Annotated in this window: 13 protein-coding genes; 2 read left to right on the forward strand and 11 right to left on the reverse strand. The window is 73.3% G+C overall.

The window, feature by feature from the left end; genetic code table 11:
* Window positions 1-6: 6 nt before the first annotated feature.
* The 7 genes from AB0B57_RS17630 to AB0B57_RS17660 all read right to left on the reverse strand — a co-directional run bounded on the left by AB0B57_RS17630 (window position 7) and on the right by AB0B57_RS17660 (window position 6,750).
* Window positions 7-420, reverse strand: coding sequence for a VOC family protein (locus AB0B57_RS17630; protein WP_357070272.1), 414 nt, complete (start codon window positions 418-420; stop codon window positions 7-9).
* Window positions 417-824, reverse strand: coding sequence for a VOC family protein (locus tag AB0B57_RS17635; protein ID WP_357070274.1), 408 nt, complete (start codon window positions 822-824; stop codon window positions 417-419). Before AB0B57_RS17635 ends, AB0B57_RS17630 begins: the two co-directional genes overlap by 4 nt.
* A gap of 159 nt (window positions 825-983) precedes the next feature.
* The gene (locus AB0B57_RS17640; protein ID WP_357070276.1) at window positions 984-2,159 is read right to left on the reverse strand and encodes a HAMP domain-containing sensor histidine kinase; all 1,176 of its coding nucleotides are present in this window, start codon (window positions 2,157-2,159) and stop codon (window positions 984-986) included.
* Window positions 2,156-2,824, reverse strand: coding sequence for a response regulator transcription factor (locus AB0B57_RS17645; RefSeq protein ID WP_357070407.1), 669 nt, complete (start codon window positions 2,822-2,824; stop codon window positions 2,156-2,158). The genes AB0B57_RS17640 and AB0B57_RS17645 overlap by 4 nt, the downstream gene beginning before the upstream one ends.
* Window positions 2,825-2,909: 85 nt before the next feature.
* A complete protein-coding gene (locus AB0B57_RS17650) occupies window positions 2,910-4,199 on the reverse strand; it encodes a PQQ-binding-like beta-propeller repeat protein (RefSeq protein ID WP_357070278.1) in 1,290 nt (429 codons plus the stop codon).
* Entirely contained in the window at window positions 4,196-5,479 is a 1,284-nt protein-coding gene (locus AB0B57_RS17655) for a PQQ-binding-like beta-propeller repeat protein (RefSeq protein WP_357070280.1), read from the reverse strand. The genes AB0B57_RS17650 and AB0B57_RS17655 overlap by 4 nt, the downstream gene beginning before the upstream one ends.
* The gene (locus AB0B57_RS17660) at window positions 5,476-6,750 is read right to left on the reverse strand and encodes a PQQ-binding-like beta-propeller repeat protein (RefSeq protein ID WP_357070282.1); all 1,275 of its coding nucleotides are present in this window, start codon (window positions 6,748-6,750) and stop codon (window positions 5,476-5,478) included. The genes AB0B57_RS17655 and AB0B57_RS17660 overlap by 4 nt, the downstream gene beginning before the upstream one ends.
* Window positions 6,751-6,870: 120 nt before the next feature.
* Here AB0B57_RS17660 and AB0B57_RS17665 point away from each other — a divergent pair, with 120 nt between their 5' ends.
* Complete coding sequence (locus tag AB0B57_RS17665) at window positions 6,871-8,766, forward strand: hypothetical protein (protein ID WP_357070409.1); 1,896 nt, start codon at window positions 6,871-6,873, stop codon at window positions 8,764-8,766.
* Here AB0B57_RS17665 and AB0B57_RS17670 read toward each other — a convergent pair whose 3' ends face one another.
* Together AB0B57_RS17670 and AB0B57_RS17675 are read right to left on the reverse strand one after the other, a co-directional pair.
* A complete protein-coding gene (locus AB0B57_RS17670) occupies window positions 8,767-10,563 on the reverse strand; it encodes a hypothetical protein (protein WP_357070284.1) in 1,797 nt (598 codons plus the stop codon).
* Window positions 10,563-12,638 carry a hypothetical protein gene (locus AB0B57_RS17675; protein ID WP_357070286.1) on the reverse strand — a complete coding sequence of 692 codons (2,076 nt, stop codon included), beginning with the start codon at window positions 12,636-12,638 and terminating at the stop codon, window positions 10,563-10,565. The genes AB0B57_RS17670 and AB0B57_RS17675 overlap by 1 nt, the downstream gene beginning before the upstream one ends.
* A 194-nt stretch (window positions 12,639-12,832) precedes the next feature.
* Here AB0B57_RS17675 and AB0B57_RS17680 point away from each other — a divergent pair, with 194 nt between their 5' ends.
* Window positions 12,833-13,987 carry a hypothetical protein gene (locus AB0B57_RS17680; protein ID WP_357070411.1) on the forward strand — a complete coding sequence of 385 codons (1,155 nt, stop codon included), beginning with the start codon at window positions 12,833-12,835 and terminating at the stop codon, window positions 13,985-13,987.
* A gap of 235 nt (window positions 13,988-14,222) precedes the next feature.
* Here the strand turns inward: AB0B57_RS17680 and dxs are convergent, their stop codons facing one another.
* Together dxs and AB0B57_RS17690 are read right to left on the reverse strand one after the other, a co-directional pair.
* Complete coding sequence (gene dxs / locus AB0B57_RS17685) at window positions 14,223-16,169, reverse strand: 1-deoxy-D-xylulose-5-phosphate synthase (protein WP_357070288.1); 1,947 nt, start codon at window positions 16,167-16,169, stop codon at window positions 14,223-14,225.
* Window positions 16,170-16,305: 136 nt separating this feature from the next.
* Window positions 16,306-17,529 carry a TRAM domain-containing protein gene (locus AB0B57_RS17690; RefSeq protein WP_357070413.1) on the reverse strand — a complete coding sequence of 408 codons (1,224 nt, stop codon included), beginning with the start codon at window positions 17,527-17,529 and terminating at the stop codon, window positions 16,306-16,308.
* Window positions 17,530-17,553 lie beyond the last annotated feature (24 nt).

Here is a 17,553-nt window from a genome sequence, read left to right on the forward strand (position 1 = left end):
CGGTGGTCAGGCCGATTCGCCCACCGCGGCCCGCGCCGCCGCTGCGGCCGCCCGCTCGGCGGCGTTGCCGAGCACGCAGAACTCGTTGCCCTCCGGGTCGGCGAGCACCACCCAACCGCCGCCGGTCGGGCCGACGTGATCGGCGACAAGCGTCGCGCCGATGCCGATCAGCCGCTCGACCTCCTCGGCCCGGGTGCGGTCGGCGGGTTGCAGGTCCAGGTGCAGTCGGTTCTTCACCGTCTTGCCCTCGGGCACGGCGAGGAAGAGCACCTCCGGACCACCCGGCGGCAGGAGCATCGCCTCCGGGTCGCCGGGGAAGTCGTCCGGATGCCGGGGGCAGTCGAACACCTGCGCCCAGAAGCCGGCCAGGGCGTACGTGTCATGGCAGTCGATGCTGATGTTGTGGATCGTCGAACTCACAGCTGTTCCTCCACAGGGGTGGTGGCGACACGCTCCCCGGCGCTGCGCAGCACGCAGAACTCGTTCCCCTCCGGGTCGGCGAGCACCGCCCAGCCCGTGCCATCGGCGTTCCGACGGTCGGTGACCAGGGTGGCACCGAGGCCGAGCACCCGTTCGACCTCCTCATCTCTGGTCCGGTCGACAGGTTCCAGGCAGATGTGGAGCCGGTTCTTCGTCACCTTCTCCTCCGGCACCTCTTGGAAGAACAGGTTCGGGGTGGCGTCGTCCGGCGGCAGCAGGGCCGCCTCCGGGTCACCCGGGGCGTCGTCGGAGTGTCGGGCGTACCCGAGCACGGCGGCCCAGAAGCCAGCCAGGGCGTACGTGTCGTGGCAGTCGAAACTGATGTTGCGGATCCGTGGATACACGGGTGTTCCCTCCGAGCAGGATGGGACGCTCCGCCTCGGGGAGTCAGCCTTCGTGGACCCGGGGCGCGGAGTCGTGGTTGGTGGACATCGACGCACCCCCTTCCGTCTCGATCTGACCACGCGATCTTGCCATCGGCGGAGCGGGGCACGCAACCCCGTTCAGCCGACGGTGGGCACCGAGCCGTTCACCGCCGGGGCGTCGGCCGAGGGCAGCGTGACAGTGACCTCCAGGCCACCGCCGGGCTGCGCGATCACCCGTACCGTGCCGCCGTGCGCCGTGCAGACCGCGCGGACGATGGACAGGCCCAGCCCGGACCCGCGGGCCCCGGTGCGTTCCCGGCCGCCACGCCGGAACGGCTCGAACAGCCCCGGCACGTCGGCCTGGTCCACCTCGAACCCCGTGTTGCCGACCACCAGCCAGGACCGGTGACCGTCGGTGCCGGTACGCACCCAGAGCCGGCCGTGCAGGTGGTTGTAGCGAACCGCGTTCTCGATCAGGTTGCCGGCCAACCGGTCCAGCAGCCCCGGGTCACCCACCACCGGCGCGGACTCCAGCGACGTCTGCACCCGCAGGCCGATCCGCTCCACCTCGCGGCGCATCGCCGACAACGCGTTCGCGGTGCCCGCCGACAGGTCACACTCGGTACGCCGGCCCAACTGCCGGCCGGCCTGCGCCTCGCTGCGGGCCAACACCAGCAGCGCGTCCACCAGGCCGTTGGCCCGCTCGGACGCGTCCCGGACCACCGTCGCCATCCGGCGGTACTCGGCGGTATCCGCGTCGTCGTCGCTGAGCGTCACCTCGATCTCGGTACGCATCACGGCCAGCGGAGTTCGCAGCTCGTGCGAGGCGTTCGCCACGAAACGCTTCTGCGCCTCGAACGCGGATGCGATCCGGTCCAGCATGGCGTCGAACGTCTTGGCCAGCTCGGCCACCTCGTCGTCGGCGCCCGAGTAGCCGATCCGCTGGTCCAGGGTGGCCTCGCCGAGGCGCTGCGCGGTCGCGGTGACCTGGTGCAGTGGGCGCAGCGCCCGACCCGCCACCGCGTACGCGCCGGCCACCCCGACCACACTGATCGCCAGGAGCGCGACCAGACCCTTGGCCAGCAGCTCCCCGGACGCGGCGTCGACAAGTCGCCGCTGCCACTCGGCCGCGTCCATCCGCCCGCCGTCGGAGAGCAGCACCGTCGTGCCGGGCAGCAGCTCGTCGGTGGGGCGCAGCGCGTCGCGGACCAGCAGCCAGGCCAGCAGCACCAGGATCGCACCCGCGCCGACCAGCAGCACGCCGTTGAGCAGCGTCAGCCGCAACCGCAGGGTGGGCCGCACCCGGCGGCTCACGCGCCCACCTCGGCCGTGCGGTAGCCCGCGCCCACCACGGTCTCGATCAGCGGCGGGTCACCGAGCTTCTTGCGCAGCGTCATCACGGTGACACGGACGATCGTGGTGAACGGGTCGGTGTTCGCGTCCCAGACCCGTTCCAGCAGCTCCTCGCTGGAAACCACCGCGCCGCGCGCCTTGAGCAGCTCGCTGAGCACCCCGAACTCCTTGTTGGTCAGGTCGACCGGCACCCCGGCGCGGGTGGCCACCCGGCGGGCGGGGTCGAGCACCAGGTCGGCCAGTTCGAGCACCGGCGGTGCGGCCGGGGTGGCCCGCCGGCCCAGCGCCTGCACCCGGGCGACCAACTCGTCGAAGGCGAACGGTTTGGACAGGTAGTCGTCCGCGCCGATCTGCAACCCCTCCACCCGGTCGGCCACCGTGCCGCTCGCGGTGAGCATCAGCACCCGGGTCAGTGCGCCCGAGGCGGCCAGGTCCGCGCAGATCTGGTCACCGTGCACGCCGGGCAGGTCGCGGTCGAGCACCACCACGTCGTACCGGGTGACGAACGCCGCCTCGTGGCCGGCGTCGCCGTCGTACGCCACGTCGACAGCCATCCCCCGCTTGCGCAACCCGCGCGCGATCGCGTCGGCGAGGTTGCGCTCGTCCTCCACCACCAGTACCCGCATCCCGGCCTCCTCGCTGCTGACCACCGACAACCTAGTGCCAGCCAGCAACCATCCTCCCTCGCCGCCCGCCCAGGCCGGCCGGCGGTCAGTCGCGCAACCGCCAGATCCGGTACGAGCCGCCGGTGCCGGCGCACAGCAGGTTGCCCGAGATCGCCTGGCACGCCCCGGTGGCCTCCGGCAGCACGTCCACGATGCGCGTCTGGCCGGCGCGGACGTCCAACTCGCCGACCAGCACCCCGCCGTCCGGATTCTGGCGGACGCCGAGCAGCCGGCCACGGGTGTCGACCTCGGACAGCTCCCACCGGCCCAGGTCGGCCAGCTCCCGGCCGGTCAACGCGTCGATGGCGAAGAACTGCCCCGCCGGATCGTTGCTGATCACGCTGGACAGCAGCCGGCCGCCGGACGGCCAGGCCCACGACCAGCGGTCGCTGCGCCAGCGCACCTCGCCGGTCGCGGGGTCGACCGCCCACAGCCCGGCGGAGCGGGTACGCAGACACAGGACGCTGCCGCAGTCCTGGACGATGTCGACCTCGTCGGTCGTGGTGCTCCACCGCCGGTCCAGCCGGTCCAGCCCGTAGGCGGTGATCGCCTTCGGTTCCCCACCGACGGTCAGCACCAGGTCGTCCACCACCTGCACGTAGGTGAGTGGCCCACCGCCGGGTGGGCGCAGGTCGGCGCGCACCAGCACCGCGCCGGTCCGCGTGTCGCGTACCTCGACCGGGCCGTCCACGTCGGTGAACACCAGCCGCTCCGCCCTCTCGTCGGCGAGCTGCGCGTCGACGCCGACGGTGGGGGCGGTCACCTGCCAGCGCACCGTGCCACAGCAGGGATCGACCGACCGCAGGCGGACCGGTTCCTCCTCGCCGTTGGAGCGCAGGAGCAGGTTGCCGTCGGCCAGCTCGACGGGGCTGTCCGGCTGCTGCCACTGGTACGCCCCGGTGGCCCGGTCCAGCGCCACGGTGAGGCTGGCCTGCGGGTCCGCGCCGATCTCGTAGCCGGTGACCAGCAGCATTCCGCTCTTCGGCAGGATTGCCCAGAAGCGGGCCTGCCCGGGCAGCGGCGCGTCCCAGACCGGCTCGCCGTCGGACAGCCGGAAGGCGGCGAGCCGCCACTGCGGCGCCTGGACGGTGACCGGGTTGATCACCAGGACCAGGTCGCCGTCGACGAGCATGTCGGCGCCGGCCTGGGCGGGCACCGTCACCACGGCCCGCCCCGGCGGTGGCGCGGCGGCGGCGGCGAGGGTGGCCAGCACGAGCAGCAGGACCAGCACGCAGCGCAGCGGCCGGCCGTGGGCGCGTGGTGGGCGGGGCAACGACGCGGCGTCCGGCTCCGGGCCGTGCCGCAGCTCGCCGAGGTCGATCATCGAGCCGGTCACCGCGGCATCCGGAACAGCCGGTACGAGCCGTCCACCGACTGGCAGAGCAGGAAGCCGACGACCGCCTGGCAGTTTCCGGCGACGTCCGCGAGCACGTCCAGCACGCGCGCCTTTCCGGCGCGGACGTCCAACTCCGCGACGACCATCCCGCCGTCCGGGTGTGGACGCATGCCGACAAGCGGGCCGTCGAGGTCGAACTGGGCCAGCTCCCACCGGCCCAGGTCGGCCAGCTTCCGGCCGGTCAGCGGATCGAGCACGACGAACTGCTGGGCCGTGGCGCGCGCGTTGCTCGTCGGGATGGCCACTACCCGTCCGTCGTACGGGAAGACCCACGCCCAGCCGTCGCTGCGCCAGCGCACCTGGCCGGTCGCTGGATCCACTCCCCACAGCCCGGCCTCGTGTCGCTGCGAGCACAGGACGGGACCGCAGTCATCGACGAAGTCGATCCGATCGGTGGTGGCGGTGCTCCAGCGCTGGTCCAGCCGGTCCAGCCCGTAGGCGGTGATCGTGGGCGGCACCGGGCGGGTGGTCACCAGGAGGTCGTTCACCACCTGTACCTGTTCGAGCGACCCGGTGGGCAGGTTGGCCCCAGCCAGCGCCGTGCCGGTGATCGCGTCATGCACTTCGGTGAACCCGTTCCTGCGGTGCAGGATCACCCGGTCCACTCCGCGGGAGTTCTGCCGGAGGCTGACGTGATCGGCGGCGTCGGGCAGCTGCCAGCGCGCGGTGCCGCAACAGGCATCGACCGCGCGCAGGCTGACCGGCTCGTCGTCGGCGCCGGACTGCAGCAACACGTTGCCGTCGGCCAGCGGGTCGGGGCGGCCCGGCTGCTGCCAGCGGTACGCCCCGGTCTTCCGGTCGAACGCCAGGGTCAGGATGCTCCCCTCGGGCGGCAGCGCCTCGTAGACCGTGACCAGCAGGGTCCCGCCCGCCACCACGATCCCCCAGTTGCGGCCCTGCACCGGCACCACGGTCTGCCAGAGCAACGGGCCGTCGGGCAACCGGAAGGCGCTCATCCGCCGCCGCGTCGGCTGCTCCGGGTCCGGGTCGAGCACCACGAACAGGTCGGCGGTGAGCAGCGTCTCGGCGGCGAGCTGTGCGGGCAACGTCACCGCGGCGGGGCGGCGCGGCGGCACGGCGGCGGAGACGAGCGTGGCCAACACGAGCAGCAGGACCAGCGCGCAGCGCAACGGCCGACCGGTTGTGCGGGGCGGACGAGGCAGCGGCTCCGGATCCGGGCCGTGCCGCAGCTCACCGAGGTCGATCACCGGGCCGGTCACGATCGCAACCGCCACAGCGCGGTCGAGCCGTCCAGACGCTGGCAGAGCAGGATCGGTAGCGACGCCTGGCAACCGCCCGCGATGTCCGGCAGCACGTCGAGGATCCGCGCCCGGCCGGCCGCCAGGTCCAGTTCGGCGACGACCAGCCGGCCGTCGTCGCCGTGCCGCAGCCCGACCAGCGGATCGTCCCGCCAGAGCACCGGCAGCAGGTCCCAGTCGCCCAGCTCGGTGTGCGTCCGCCCGGTCGCCGCGTCGCGCACCGCGTACCGCCGGCCGGAGCCGGCCATCAGCAGCCGGTCGCCGCGCACGTCGGCAAGCAACTCCCGGCCCAGGTCCGACCAGCGCACCGCGCCGGTGACCGGATCGAGGACCTGGAGGCTCCCGTCCTGCCCCGACACGCAGAGCAGGTCGGCACAACCGACCACGAAGGACACCGGAGACACCTGGGCCGTCCAGCGGTGCTCCAGCCCGGCCAGCCCGTAGGCCACCACCGTCGGGACCTCCCCGGGTGTGAGGAGCAGCAGCAGGTCGTCCACGACCTGGACCCGCTGGAACACCGATGGGTCGCCGGGCAGCGTGTCGACGCTGCGCAGCAGGCGACCGCTGTCGGCGTCGTACACCTGGACCTCGCCGCTGGGTTGCACCAGGACGAACCTGTCGATCCGATCGTCGCTCACGTGGAAGCCGGGGCCGGTCGGCGACAGCAGGGGCACCGACCAGAGCACCCGGCCGGTGTCGGGCTCGATCCGGCTCATCCGGTCCGCCCCGTTCTGACGGATGTCCGTGAGCAGCAGCCCGCCGTCGGCGATCGGCACGGGGGCGCCCCCGTGCCGCCACCGCTGCTGGCCCGTCTCGGCGTCGAAGGCGGTGGTCTCGATCACCCCGTCTTCGGCATCGACACTCGTGGCCAGCACCAGCCCCCGCTCGACCCGGACGCCGAGGTAGTCGTCGCCGCGGGGCACCGGCGCCCGCCACCGCGCACCGGCGCCGTTCGGTGCCGGCCGGGCGTACACGGTCAGGTGCCGGTCCGCGTCGGGTGTCGGCGGGTCGATGACGATGACGCCGTCCGCGGTGAGGAAGGCGGTGTCCGCCCGCGACGCCGGCACCACGGTCATCGTCCGTCGCGGCTGCGGTGTCGCGCCGGCCAGCAGCACCAGGGTGAGCAGCAGCACGGCGGCGCCGCGCACCGGGCGGTCGGCGGCGGGTGGCCGGCGGACCGGCGGACCGGCGGTCGACTCGTCCCCGATCTCACCCAGCTCGATGATCGACAACGACCGTCCCTCCGTGATCGCGCCGTGCTGGCCGTCGAGTGACGTCCGGCAAACCGACCGTGAGTGCACCGGGCCGGCAAAAGCGACGCACCCGCGCCTGTACGATGGCGCGTCGTGGCTGTGCCGGTGGTAGACCCTTCGCTGAATCCCGTAACCGATGCCGACCCGGCCGAGGTCGAGCCGACACGGCGGCCCCGACGTCGCCCGGCCCGCGCCGACCTGTTGGCTCTCGGAGCCTATGTGCTGCTGGGCATCTTCGTCTGCCTCAACTACTGGGGTGACGTCACCGGCCGGGTTTCCTCTCACCTGCCCACCGACCACAGCTGGTTCGAGTGGTTGTTCGCGCACGGTGCGTACTCGGTGCGGCACCTGGAGAACCCGCTCTTCACGGCCCGGCAGAACGCCCCGGACGGGGTGAACATGATGGCCAACACCTCGCTGCTCGGGGTGACCCTGCCGCTGGCCCCGCTGACCATGCTGCTCGGCCCCCAGGTGATGTACCCGCTCTACCTGGGCGCGGCGCTGGCGGCCACCGCCGGCACCGGGTACTGGATGCTCTCCCGCCACCTGGTGCGCTCCCGGGCGGCGGCGTTCGTCGGCGGCGCGTTCCTCGGTTTCGCGCCGGGAATCATCCACCACGCCAACGGTCAACCCAACTTCGTGTCCAACTTCCTGTTGCCACTGATCGTGGTGCGGGTGCTGCGCCTCGGCGAGCCGGGCCGGTGGCGGCGCAACGGGCTGGTGCTCGGCGCGCTGGTGACGTACCAGATCTTCATCAACGAGGAGATGCTGCTGCTCACCGCGCTGGCCTGCCTGGTCGTCGTGCTGGCGTACGCCGTGCAGCGACCGCGCGCCGCCTGGGCCGCCGCCGGCACGTTCGCGGCCGGGCTGGGGGTCGCCGGCGGGCTGGCCCTGGTGCTCGCGGCGTACCCGATCTGGTTCCAGTTCAACGGCCCGCAGTCCTACCGGGGGTTGCAGGGCGGCGTCTTCCACAACTGGGGCGAGGACCTGATGGCCTTCGTCACCTTCGCCCGGGACACCTGGGCCGGTGATCCGGCGGTGGAGCAGACGATCGGGCTGACCGAGCAGAACACCTGGTTCGGCTGGCCGTTGGTGCTGCTGTCGCTGGTGTCCCTGGTCCTGCTCGTGCGCCGGTCGCTTGTCACGCGGATCGTCGCGGTGCTGATCGTGGTGTTCACCGTGGCCGCGATCGGGCCGATGGTGCGCTTCGACGGTGTGGAGACCACCGTGCGTGGCCCGTGGTCGTACGTGCCGGACGACCTGCCGCTCGTCGAGATGATGATGCCGACCCGCCTGACGCTCGTGGTCGCCGCCGCGGTGGGCGTACTGCTGGCGTTGACCTGGGACGCCGCGCACCGCCAGGGGCGCGCGGTGGCCGAGCCCGCGCGGGTGCCGGCCCAGCGCGTCGACGAGCCGACCCCGGCGACGTCCGACGACCCGGGCGCACCCGCGCCGGTCGCGGCACGCCGTCGGTGGCTGCGCCCGCTGGGGTACGCGGCGGTCACCCTCGCCGTGCTGCCGCTGCTGCCCCGACCGCTGCCCGCCCAGCAGATCGACCCGCCGCCGCACTTCATCAGCGCGGGCGGCTGGCGACCGTACGTGCCGGCGGGCCGGACCCTGGTGCCGGTGCCGATCCCGAGCAACGTGCACGGCCTGCCGACGCTGCGCTGGAGTGCGCTGACCGGGCAGGAGTTCCCCGTCCCGGGCGGCTACTTCATCGGGCCGAACGAGCTGGGCGAGGGTGTCTTCGGTGCGCCGAACCGGCCCACCAGCACCCTCGTCTACTCCACCATGGACAAGAACGCGGTCCCGGTGCTCACCGACGAGAACCGCCGCCAGGCCGTCGAGGACCTGCGGTTCTGGCGGGCGTCGGTGGTGGTGCTCGGGGCGCACCCCCGCGAGGCGGTGCTGCGTGAGCTGGTCACCGGCCTGATCGGGCCGCCCCAGCGGGTCGACGACGTCTGGGTCTGGGACGTCCGCGCCCTGGTGGGCTGACTAACCGACCCGGTCCCGAACGTCCCACACCCACCCGCCGTCGACCGGTCTACCCGGGCCGAGTAGATCGTCGACGGTCCGCCGGACCGCGTCACCGTGGTCCAGTCGGCCGAGCACGACGAGCGCGGCGCGCCAGTGCCGCAGATCCTCGACGGCCTGGTCACGATCGGCGTCGCCGAGCACCGGCACCGTGCCGGACTCGGCCACCCGACGTAACAGCACCGACGTGGGCCGGTCCGGCGCGCCCCAGCGGGCCGCCGGGTCGTCCGGGCCGCTGGGGCCGATGAAGTAACCACCCGGCGCCGGGAACGCCAGACCGGTACGCGCCGACCAGAGCATCACCGCGCTGCGCCCGGCACCGGTGACCGGGGGCACCCCGACCACGGTCCGGCCGGGCGGCACCAGCGCACGCCAGCCGCCGTCGGCGACGAACGCCGGCACCGGCGCGACCGGCACCACCCGGATCGGTGTCGGGACCAGGGGCAGCAACGCGGCGGCGACCGCACCGGCCCACAGCAACCGCACCGGCAGGCCCGGCGCCGCCGCCGGCCCGCGCACGGTGCGGACCCGGTCCAGGGAGAGCGCCACCAACACACCCAGCACCGGTACGCAGACCAGCGCGAACCGGGCCGGCACGGCGAGGTCCAGCAGTGGCAGCGCGGCGACCAGCCGGTACGGCCCCGGGATCCCGGTTGCGGTGCCGTCCACCCGCACCTCGGTGCCGAGCGAGAGCAGGGCGAAGACCAGGCCACAACCGCCCAGTGCCCGGACCAGTGGTCGGCGCCACTGCCAGATCACGATCACCACGGCGAGCACCAACAGCCCCGGGCCGAAGAACGAGTTCTCCTCGGTCGGGTTCGGCGACAGCAACCCCGGCAGCCAGTCGTCGCCGAGGACGGTCTGCCGGGCCGACGCGGTGAACGACGCGGCGTCCAGTTGGAAGCCGTGCGTGTCGAACGCCATCCCCGAGTAGTGCTGCGGGCCGTGGAACTGGAACCACAGCGGGTACGCCAACAGCACCGCCGCCACCCCGCCCGCCACCGCGAGCCGGCCGACGAGGGCCGGTGCGAGCCGCCGGGCGGCCCCGGAGTCGGCGAGCGCGTAGCCCAGCGCGAACACCCCGGCCGCGAGCGCGAGGAAGACCAGCACCTCCTCACCGACGAAGACCTGCCAGACGAGCAGCAACCCGAGGCTCACACCGGGCCGCCACACGCCGTGGCGCGTCGTATCGGAGGCGGGCCGGAACACCAGGGCGAGGATCGCGGGCACCAGGAACTGCGCGGCGATGTGCAGGTGTGCCCCCGCCTGGGCGACCATGCCCGGGGCGAAGCCGCAGACCAGCCCACCGACCGCGGCCGCGCAGCGGCTGGTGACCAGCCGGTGGCGCAGCAGCGCGTACCAGGCGGTGGCGGTGCCGGCGAGGCAGCAGACGACCGCCACACAGAACGCCACCTGCGACCCGAAGAGCAGGGTGACCGGGGTCAGCGGAACACCCAGGCCGAGCACCGACGTGTTCGCCATCAGGTTGACCCCGTCGGGCGCGTTCAACCCGGCGCTGTAGAGCGGGTTCTCCCCCGCGACCACGGCGTGCGCCGCGTGGGCCAACATCCACTCGAAGAGGATCTGGTCACCCGCCTGGTGGAACAGCCGCCACGGATGACCCCACTGGGCGCTGGTCAGCACCACGGCCAGGCCCAGGTAGCCGGCCACCACCAGCACGTCGCGCAGCCGTGCCGACCGGGACGTGCTGGCCGCCGCCGGAGGCGACGTGGTCTCCGACGTCGTCCCGGTGGTCATCAGGCCGAACGGTCGGTGAGTGTCCGGACGTCCCAGACCCAGACGTCCAACTCCTGGCGACCCGGACCGACCAGCTCCTCGACGGTCCGTCGCAGCGGCTCGGCGTTCTGCTGGCGCAACGGCAGCACCAGGATCGCCGCCCGCCAGTGCCGCAGCTCGTCGGTGAATCGGCGGCGCTGCCGGTCGTCGAGCTTCGGCGTACGACCGGTGGTCGCCACCTCCTCCAGCATCTGGCCCACCCCGCTGGGTCGGCCCCCGAACCGGCCGGCGTCACCGGTGTTGCCGTTTCGCGGTGCGAGGAAGTAGCCGCCGGGGATCTTGAAGTCGAGGTTGGTGGCCGCCGCCCAGCGCATGCCGTGCGTGTTGCCCATGCTGGGCACCGGGATCGGCACCAGCGTCTGGTCCGGCCCGACGTACGCCCGCCAACGGTCCGCGGTGATGAAGTGCGGCACCGGCGGGCGAGACACCATCCGCAGCGGCATCGGGGCGATCGGCAGCAGCGCGAACGCGAGGCCGGCGGCGGTGAGCCGCACCGTACGCCTGTCGACCGGACGCGACGCCCAGGCCCGATCGACGGCGAGCGCGAGCAGCAGACCGATCACCACACTGGTGATCAGACCGAACCGGGTCGGCACCACCGCGTCCAGCAGCGGCAGGTGCACCAGCCACTGCCACGGCCCGGTGACCAACTCCCGGTCCCACCAGGAGACTCGCTCGCCGAGCGAGAGCAGGGCGAAGAGCAGGCCCGTCGCCGCGAGCGCCCGGACGATCAACTCCCGACGCAACCAGACCACGATGCCGATGGCGATCAGCGACAGGCTCCAGCCGAAGAAGGCGTTCTCCTCGGAGTAGTTCGGCGCCAGGTTGATGTTGGCTCGCTGATTGCCGCCGAGGGTGGGCGAGCCCGGGGCGAAGAAGGCGGCGATGTCGTTGCCGTAGTCCTTCACGGCGTCGCTGAGGCCGTGGTAGGCCATCGGCCCGGCGAACTGCACGTACAGCGGGTACGCCAGCAGCGCCCCGGCCAGCAGCGCACAGGTCACCACACCGGCGCCCAGGGGCCGCCACGCCGCCCGCCAGCGGGCCGGCTCCTGCACGAGCACCGCCAGCAGGAAGACGCCGCACGCCAGCGCCGTGAAGAGCAGAATCTCCTCGTTGATGAACGCCTGCACGGCCACCAGCAGGGCGAGCAGCGCGCCGTCCCGGACCGGCTTGCGGGAGCGGGTCAGCACCAGCACCCGCCAGACGATGAACGGCAGCAGGAACTGGCTGATGATGTTCGGGTGCCAACTGGCGTGCGAGAGCATCGCGGGCGAGAACCCGCAGAACCAGCCGCCGACCGCCGCCGCGAGCGGGACCCGCACCACGTGGCGGGACAGCATCAGGTACCAGGCCATGGCGGTGCCGGCGAGGCCGAGCGTCACCAGCACCACGAAGGAGACCGCCGGCCCGAACAGCAGCGTCACCGGGACCATCGGAATGCCCAACGCCAGCACCGCCGTGTTGGCCATCAGGTTGACGCCGTCGGGATAGTTGAACTGTTCGGTGTAGAACGGGTACTCGCCGTGCAGCACCACGCGTACCGAGTGGGCGAGGAAGAACTGCACCTGGGCCGGATCACCGGTGTAGAGCGAGGCCACCCGACCGGACGGGTCCAGCCAGATCCGGCTGGTCACCCAGACCGCGGCCAGCAGGAACAGGGCGCCCACCGCCAGGTGCTGCCGCCGCCGGGTCCACCGACGCCACCAGACCCGTGCCGGTACGGCCGCCACGTCCTCCGCAGACCCGGCCGGAGCCTCCACGGCAACCGGCGCGGCGCTCTCAGCCGGAGCGGGCGCGGCGGCCTCAGCCGGAGCGGGCGCGGCGGCCTCAGCCGGAGCGGGCGCGGCGGCCTCGGTGGGGGTGGCGAGCGTGGGGTCGGTGGCGCGCTGTGCCTCGGTCGACGCGGTGGAGGTGCTGGTCAGGGCGGCGGGGCCAACGAAGAGACCGGCCGGAGTGCGATAGCTCACCATCTCGTCGGAGCCGGCTGCCGACTCCGGGTGCGGCGCGGGCAGGGCGCGGGACTCGGCAGGCGTCACAGTCGGCGGAGTCTACCGGAGTAAAGAAAACCCACCTTAGCCCCGGTGATGTCCACTGTGGCTGCTCCGGCGACGGCCACCGGAGGTCCCGCATCGGACATCTCGTACTATGGCGCTTTCCGACAGCGACGGCGAGGCGATCGGGGGCGGGCCAGGTGACTCCAGGCCGTCGGTACGGCAGGGCGGTTCCCGTCCTGCTGAGCGCGCTGCTGGCCACCACGGCGTGCGGTCCGGTAGCCGATCGGAAGCCAGCGGACCTGCGGGTCGGGTACGACAGCCTGGACGGCACGCTGGCCGTGTGGCCGCCGCGCGGCGACCTCGCCCGGGACACCACGGCGACGGCAGCGGTCACCGACGCGGTCCGTGGCTGGCGGTCACCGGCCGACGACCGTGCGCACCTGCCCTCGTCCGGCATCCTCTTCTCCGGTCGGGTCGACGGCGCCCCGGTGGCGATCGTGGCCGCCGACGTGCCCGGCGAGAGCGCCTCCTGGCTGCTGCAACTCACCCGCGACGGCGATCGGTACGCGGTGACCCGCGCCACCGAGTACACCGACCCGGGCTACCTCGTCTACTCCGACGTCCTGCCGATACAGACCGCCGGTGGTCGGCGCTACCTGGTCTCCGCCCGGGTGCAGACCCTGGTCGGGCCACAGGACCGGACGCTGCCCGTCGCGGATGGCCTCAGCGCGCCGGTCGACGTGCCATCCTGCACGGCCGTCGGAGTGACCGCGACCCTCCGAGCCACCGAGTCGTTGCCCCGTGGGCGGGCCGCCGACCGGCTGCTCGACCTGGGCACCGGCACCGTCGATCCGCGCTATCCCCTGATCCGCGACGAGTCCGGCACTGGACGGCGGGCACTGACCGGCCTGGACACCTGCGTGCTGGCCGGTGACCGGGGCCCGTTCGGCAGCATCCCCCGCCGGATCGGCGACCGGGACGCACCGCGCTCGGTGCCGACGTCGTGGCCGATGGCGAAGCTCACGGTGCGCTCGCTCGGCGAGGTCGCCCTCGGCGGCGGTGCGGCGGCGGAGTTGCAGCAGCTCAGCTGGGACACCGACGCCGGCGCGATGACCGCGGTGATCTACCGACCGGCCGACGGAGGCACGCCCGTCGTCTCGCCCGCCGACCGGGCCACCCCGTTGCAGGCGTACCAACTGCCCGTGCCCGGCCAGCCGCTGGTGGTGCTCAGTTGGCGGCCCACCCGGGACAGCTCCCTGTCCGTCCCCCCGGGCACTCCGCTGCTGGTCGAGCGCCCCGGCCTGGCGGTCATCCCCAGCCCGTCCCGCTCCCAGACCTACAGCCTCGCCAACTCCGACAAAACCCACTACCGCTCAGTAAAACCCCGCTAACCCACCCCACCCCACCCCACCCCACCGCCCCACCGCCCCGCCCCGCCCGCCCCCGCCCGGGTCGATCATGCAGTTGTGGTGCCCCACAAAAGGGGTGAATCATCGCTCATCGACCACCACAAGTCCATGATCGACGAAGGCCGGGGGCGTGGACGCGGGGGCGGGCGCGGGGGCGGGGACAGGGGGCGGCGGGCGGTCCTGGAGGGGCCGCCCGCCGTTGGTGTCGCGGGGTGGGTCAGTTTTGCGCGGCCGCGTCGCTGGCGGTGAGGCGGTCCGGGGTGGCGTCCAGGCCGGAGATCCAGCCGGTCACGTTGCGGGCCACGTCCTGCGCGGTCAGGCCCAGGTCGGCGAGGATCTGCGCGCGGGTGCCGTGCGGGTGCCAGTCGGCCGGTACGCCGAGGTCCTTGAGCGGCACCCGGACGTCGGCGTCCCGCATCGCCTGGCCGAGCGCGTCGCCCACCCCGCCCACCCGGACGCCGTCCTCGACACTGACCACGAGCCGGTGGCGGGCGGCGAGGTCGACCAGCTCCGCCGGGACCGGGCGTACCCAGCGGGGGTCGACGACGGTGACCCCGTAGCCCTGCTCGGCGACCCGGGCGGCAACCTCCATGCCCAGCTGGCCGAAGGAGCCGACGGCGACGAGTAGCACGTCGGTGCGGGCCGACTCGGCCAGCACGTCGACCGGGCCCACCCGGCGTAGCGCCGGCAGGTCCGCGGCGACCGCGCCGGTCGGGAAGCGCACCACCGTGGGGCCGTCGTCGACGGCGACCGCCTCGCGCAACTCCTCGCGCAGCGTGGCCGCGTCCCGGGGAGCGGCGATGCGCAGCCCGGGCACCACCCCGAAGACGGACATGTCCCAGATGCCGTAGTGGCTGGGGCCGTCCGGGCCGGTGATGCCGGCCCGGTCCAGCACGAAGGTCACCGGCAGCTTGTGCATCGCCACGTCCAGCAGGACCTGGTCGAAGGCGCGGTTGAGGAAGGTGGCGTAGACCGCGACGACGGGGTGCAGGCCGCCGAGCGCCAGCCCGGCCGCCGAGGTGGCGGCGTGCTGTTCGGCGATGCCCACGTCGTACACCCGCTCGGGGTATTTGCGGGCCAGCTTGGCGATGCCGGTTGGCTCGGCCATCGCGGCGGTGATACCGACGACGTCCGGGCGTTCGTCGGCGACGGCCAGCAGCTCGTCGGCGAAGACGTGCGTCCACTTCACCGAGGGGGCGGCCAGCAGCGCGCCGGTCTCGACGTCGAAGGCGCTGCCGGGGCCGTGCAGGCAGTCCGCCTCGTCCTCCTCGGCGGGGCGGTAGCCGTAGCCCTTGCGGGTGACCGCGTGCACGATGACCGGGCCGCCGAAGTTCTTCGCCGCGCGCAGCGCAGCCTCGACCGCCGCCACGTCGTGCCCGTCCACCGGGCCCACGTACTTGATGCCGAGGTCCTCGAACATGGCCTGCGGGGCGACCGCGTCCTTGATGCCCTTCTTGACCGCGTGCAGCACCTCGTACATCGGTCGGCCGACCAGCGGCGTCGAGCCGAGGGCGTCCTTGACGGTGTCGAGGACCTTCTCGTAGCCGGGGTTGAGCCGCAGCGAGGAGAGGTGGTCGGCCAGCCCGCCGATGGTCGGGGCGTACGAGCGGCCGTTGTCGTTGACCACGATGACGAGCGGGTTGCCGGCGGTGGCGATGTTGTTCAGCGCCTCCCAGCACATGCCGCCGGTCAGCGCGCCGTCGCCGACCACGGCCACGACGCTGCGCGCCTCGCCGCGAAGGGCGTACGCCTTGGCCAGGCCGTCGGCGTAGGAGAGCGCGGTCGAGGCGTGCGAGTTCTCGATGAGGTCGTGCTCGCTCTCCGCCTGGCTGGGATAGCCGGAGAGGCCACCGCGCTGGCGGAGCTTGTCGAAGCCGGCCTGACGCCCGGTGAGGATCTTGTGCACGTACGACTGGTGACCGGTGTCGAACAGGAGCCGGTCGCGGGGGGAGTCGAAGACGCGATGCATGGCCAGCGTCAGCTCGACCACACCGAGGTTGGGCCCGACGTGCCCACCGGTGCGGGAGACCTTGGCGATCAGGAAGTCCCGGATCTCCGCGGCGAGGACGTCCAGTTCCTCACCGGACATCCGCTTGACGTCCTGCGGACCGCGGACCGTGCCCAGCAGCCGGCCGTGGTTGGCCGTGTCCTCTTCAACGCTCATGACCGGAGAGTCTATCGGCCGCCCGACACTCCGCAGCCCGGGCCGAGCGCCCCGGGCCGGACGGGTCCGCTGAGCGCCTGCTCAGAGTCGGACCCGCGGCCGCCGCGGTGGGCTCCCGGGGTACGCGGATCTCCGGTCAACGCCCGGCCGGGGGCAGCAGCAGCCCGACCTGCTCGACGTGCTGCGTCATCGGGAACAGGTCGAAGCCCCGCAGCGCCGCCAGCCGCCAGCCCAGCTCGGTGAAGGTGCGCACGTCCCGGGCGAAGGCCGCCGGGTCACACGCCACGTACGCGACCGCTCGCGGGCCGGCGGCGACGATGTCCCGCACGACCTGGGCGCCCGCGCCGGAGCGCGGCGGGTCGAGCACCACCACGTCGACCGGGCCGGTGATCCGTCGGCGGGTCAGCGCGGTCTCCACCCGGGCGGCCACCACCTCGACCTGGGGCAGGTCGGCCAGGTTGGCCCGGGCCGCGTCCACCCCGTCCCGGCTCGACTCGACGAGGGTGATCCGGGCGTCGCCGACCCGGCCGGCGAGGGCCGCGGCGAACAGCCCGGCACCGCCGTAGAGGTCCCAGGCGATCTCGCCCGGCTGGGGGTCCAGCAGCTCCAGCACCGCCGTGCAGAGGGTGTCCGCCGCGGCGGGGTGCACCTGCCAGAACGCGGACGCGGGCAGCGTCCAGTCCCGTCCGGCGGCCACCTCGCGGACCTCGGCCGGGCCGCTGACCGGGTTGGGCACCCCGTCGCGGACCTCGGTGACTGTCACGTCCCCGCCGGTGCTGGCGACGGTCTCCACCGCCTCGGCGGCCGGCCAGCGCTCGGTGAGCACCGGCAACTGCTGAATGTCGGGGTGGGCGATCCGGCAGCGGTCGATCGGCACCACCTCGTGCGACCGGTGCTTGAGCAGGCCGGCGCGGTCGGCGGCGTCCACGGCGTAGCGGACCCGGGAGCGCCAGCCCAGCAGCCCGCCGGGCAGCGCCTCGACCCGGACGCCGAGCCGGTCCAGCTCGACGTCGGTCAACCCGCCCAGGCGGACGAGCTGTTCGCGGATCACGGCGGTCTTCCAGGCCAGTTGCGCGGCCGGGGCGACGTGCTGGAGGTCGCAGCCGCCACAGGCGCCCGGCTTCGCGTACGGGCAGGGTGGCTCGACCCGGTCCGGGGAGGCGTCCAGCACGGTCACCGCGTCGGCCCGGACGAACCCTCGGTGCACCTCGGTGACCTCGGCGATGACCCGTTCGCCGGGCAGCGCGTGCCGGACGAAGACGACCTGCCCGTCCACCCGTGCCACGCAGTGCCCGCCGGGGGCGACCGCGTCGACGGTCAGCTCGACCTGTTCCGCCTCGGCCAGACCACGCTCAAGCAACGACGAGGACGAGGGCGACGACGA

The organism is Micromonospora sp. NPDC049101, assembly GCF_040648675.1.
GTDB lineage: Bacteria > Actinomycetota > Actinomycetes > Mycobacteriales > Micromonosporaceae > Micromonospora.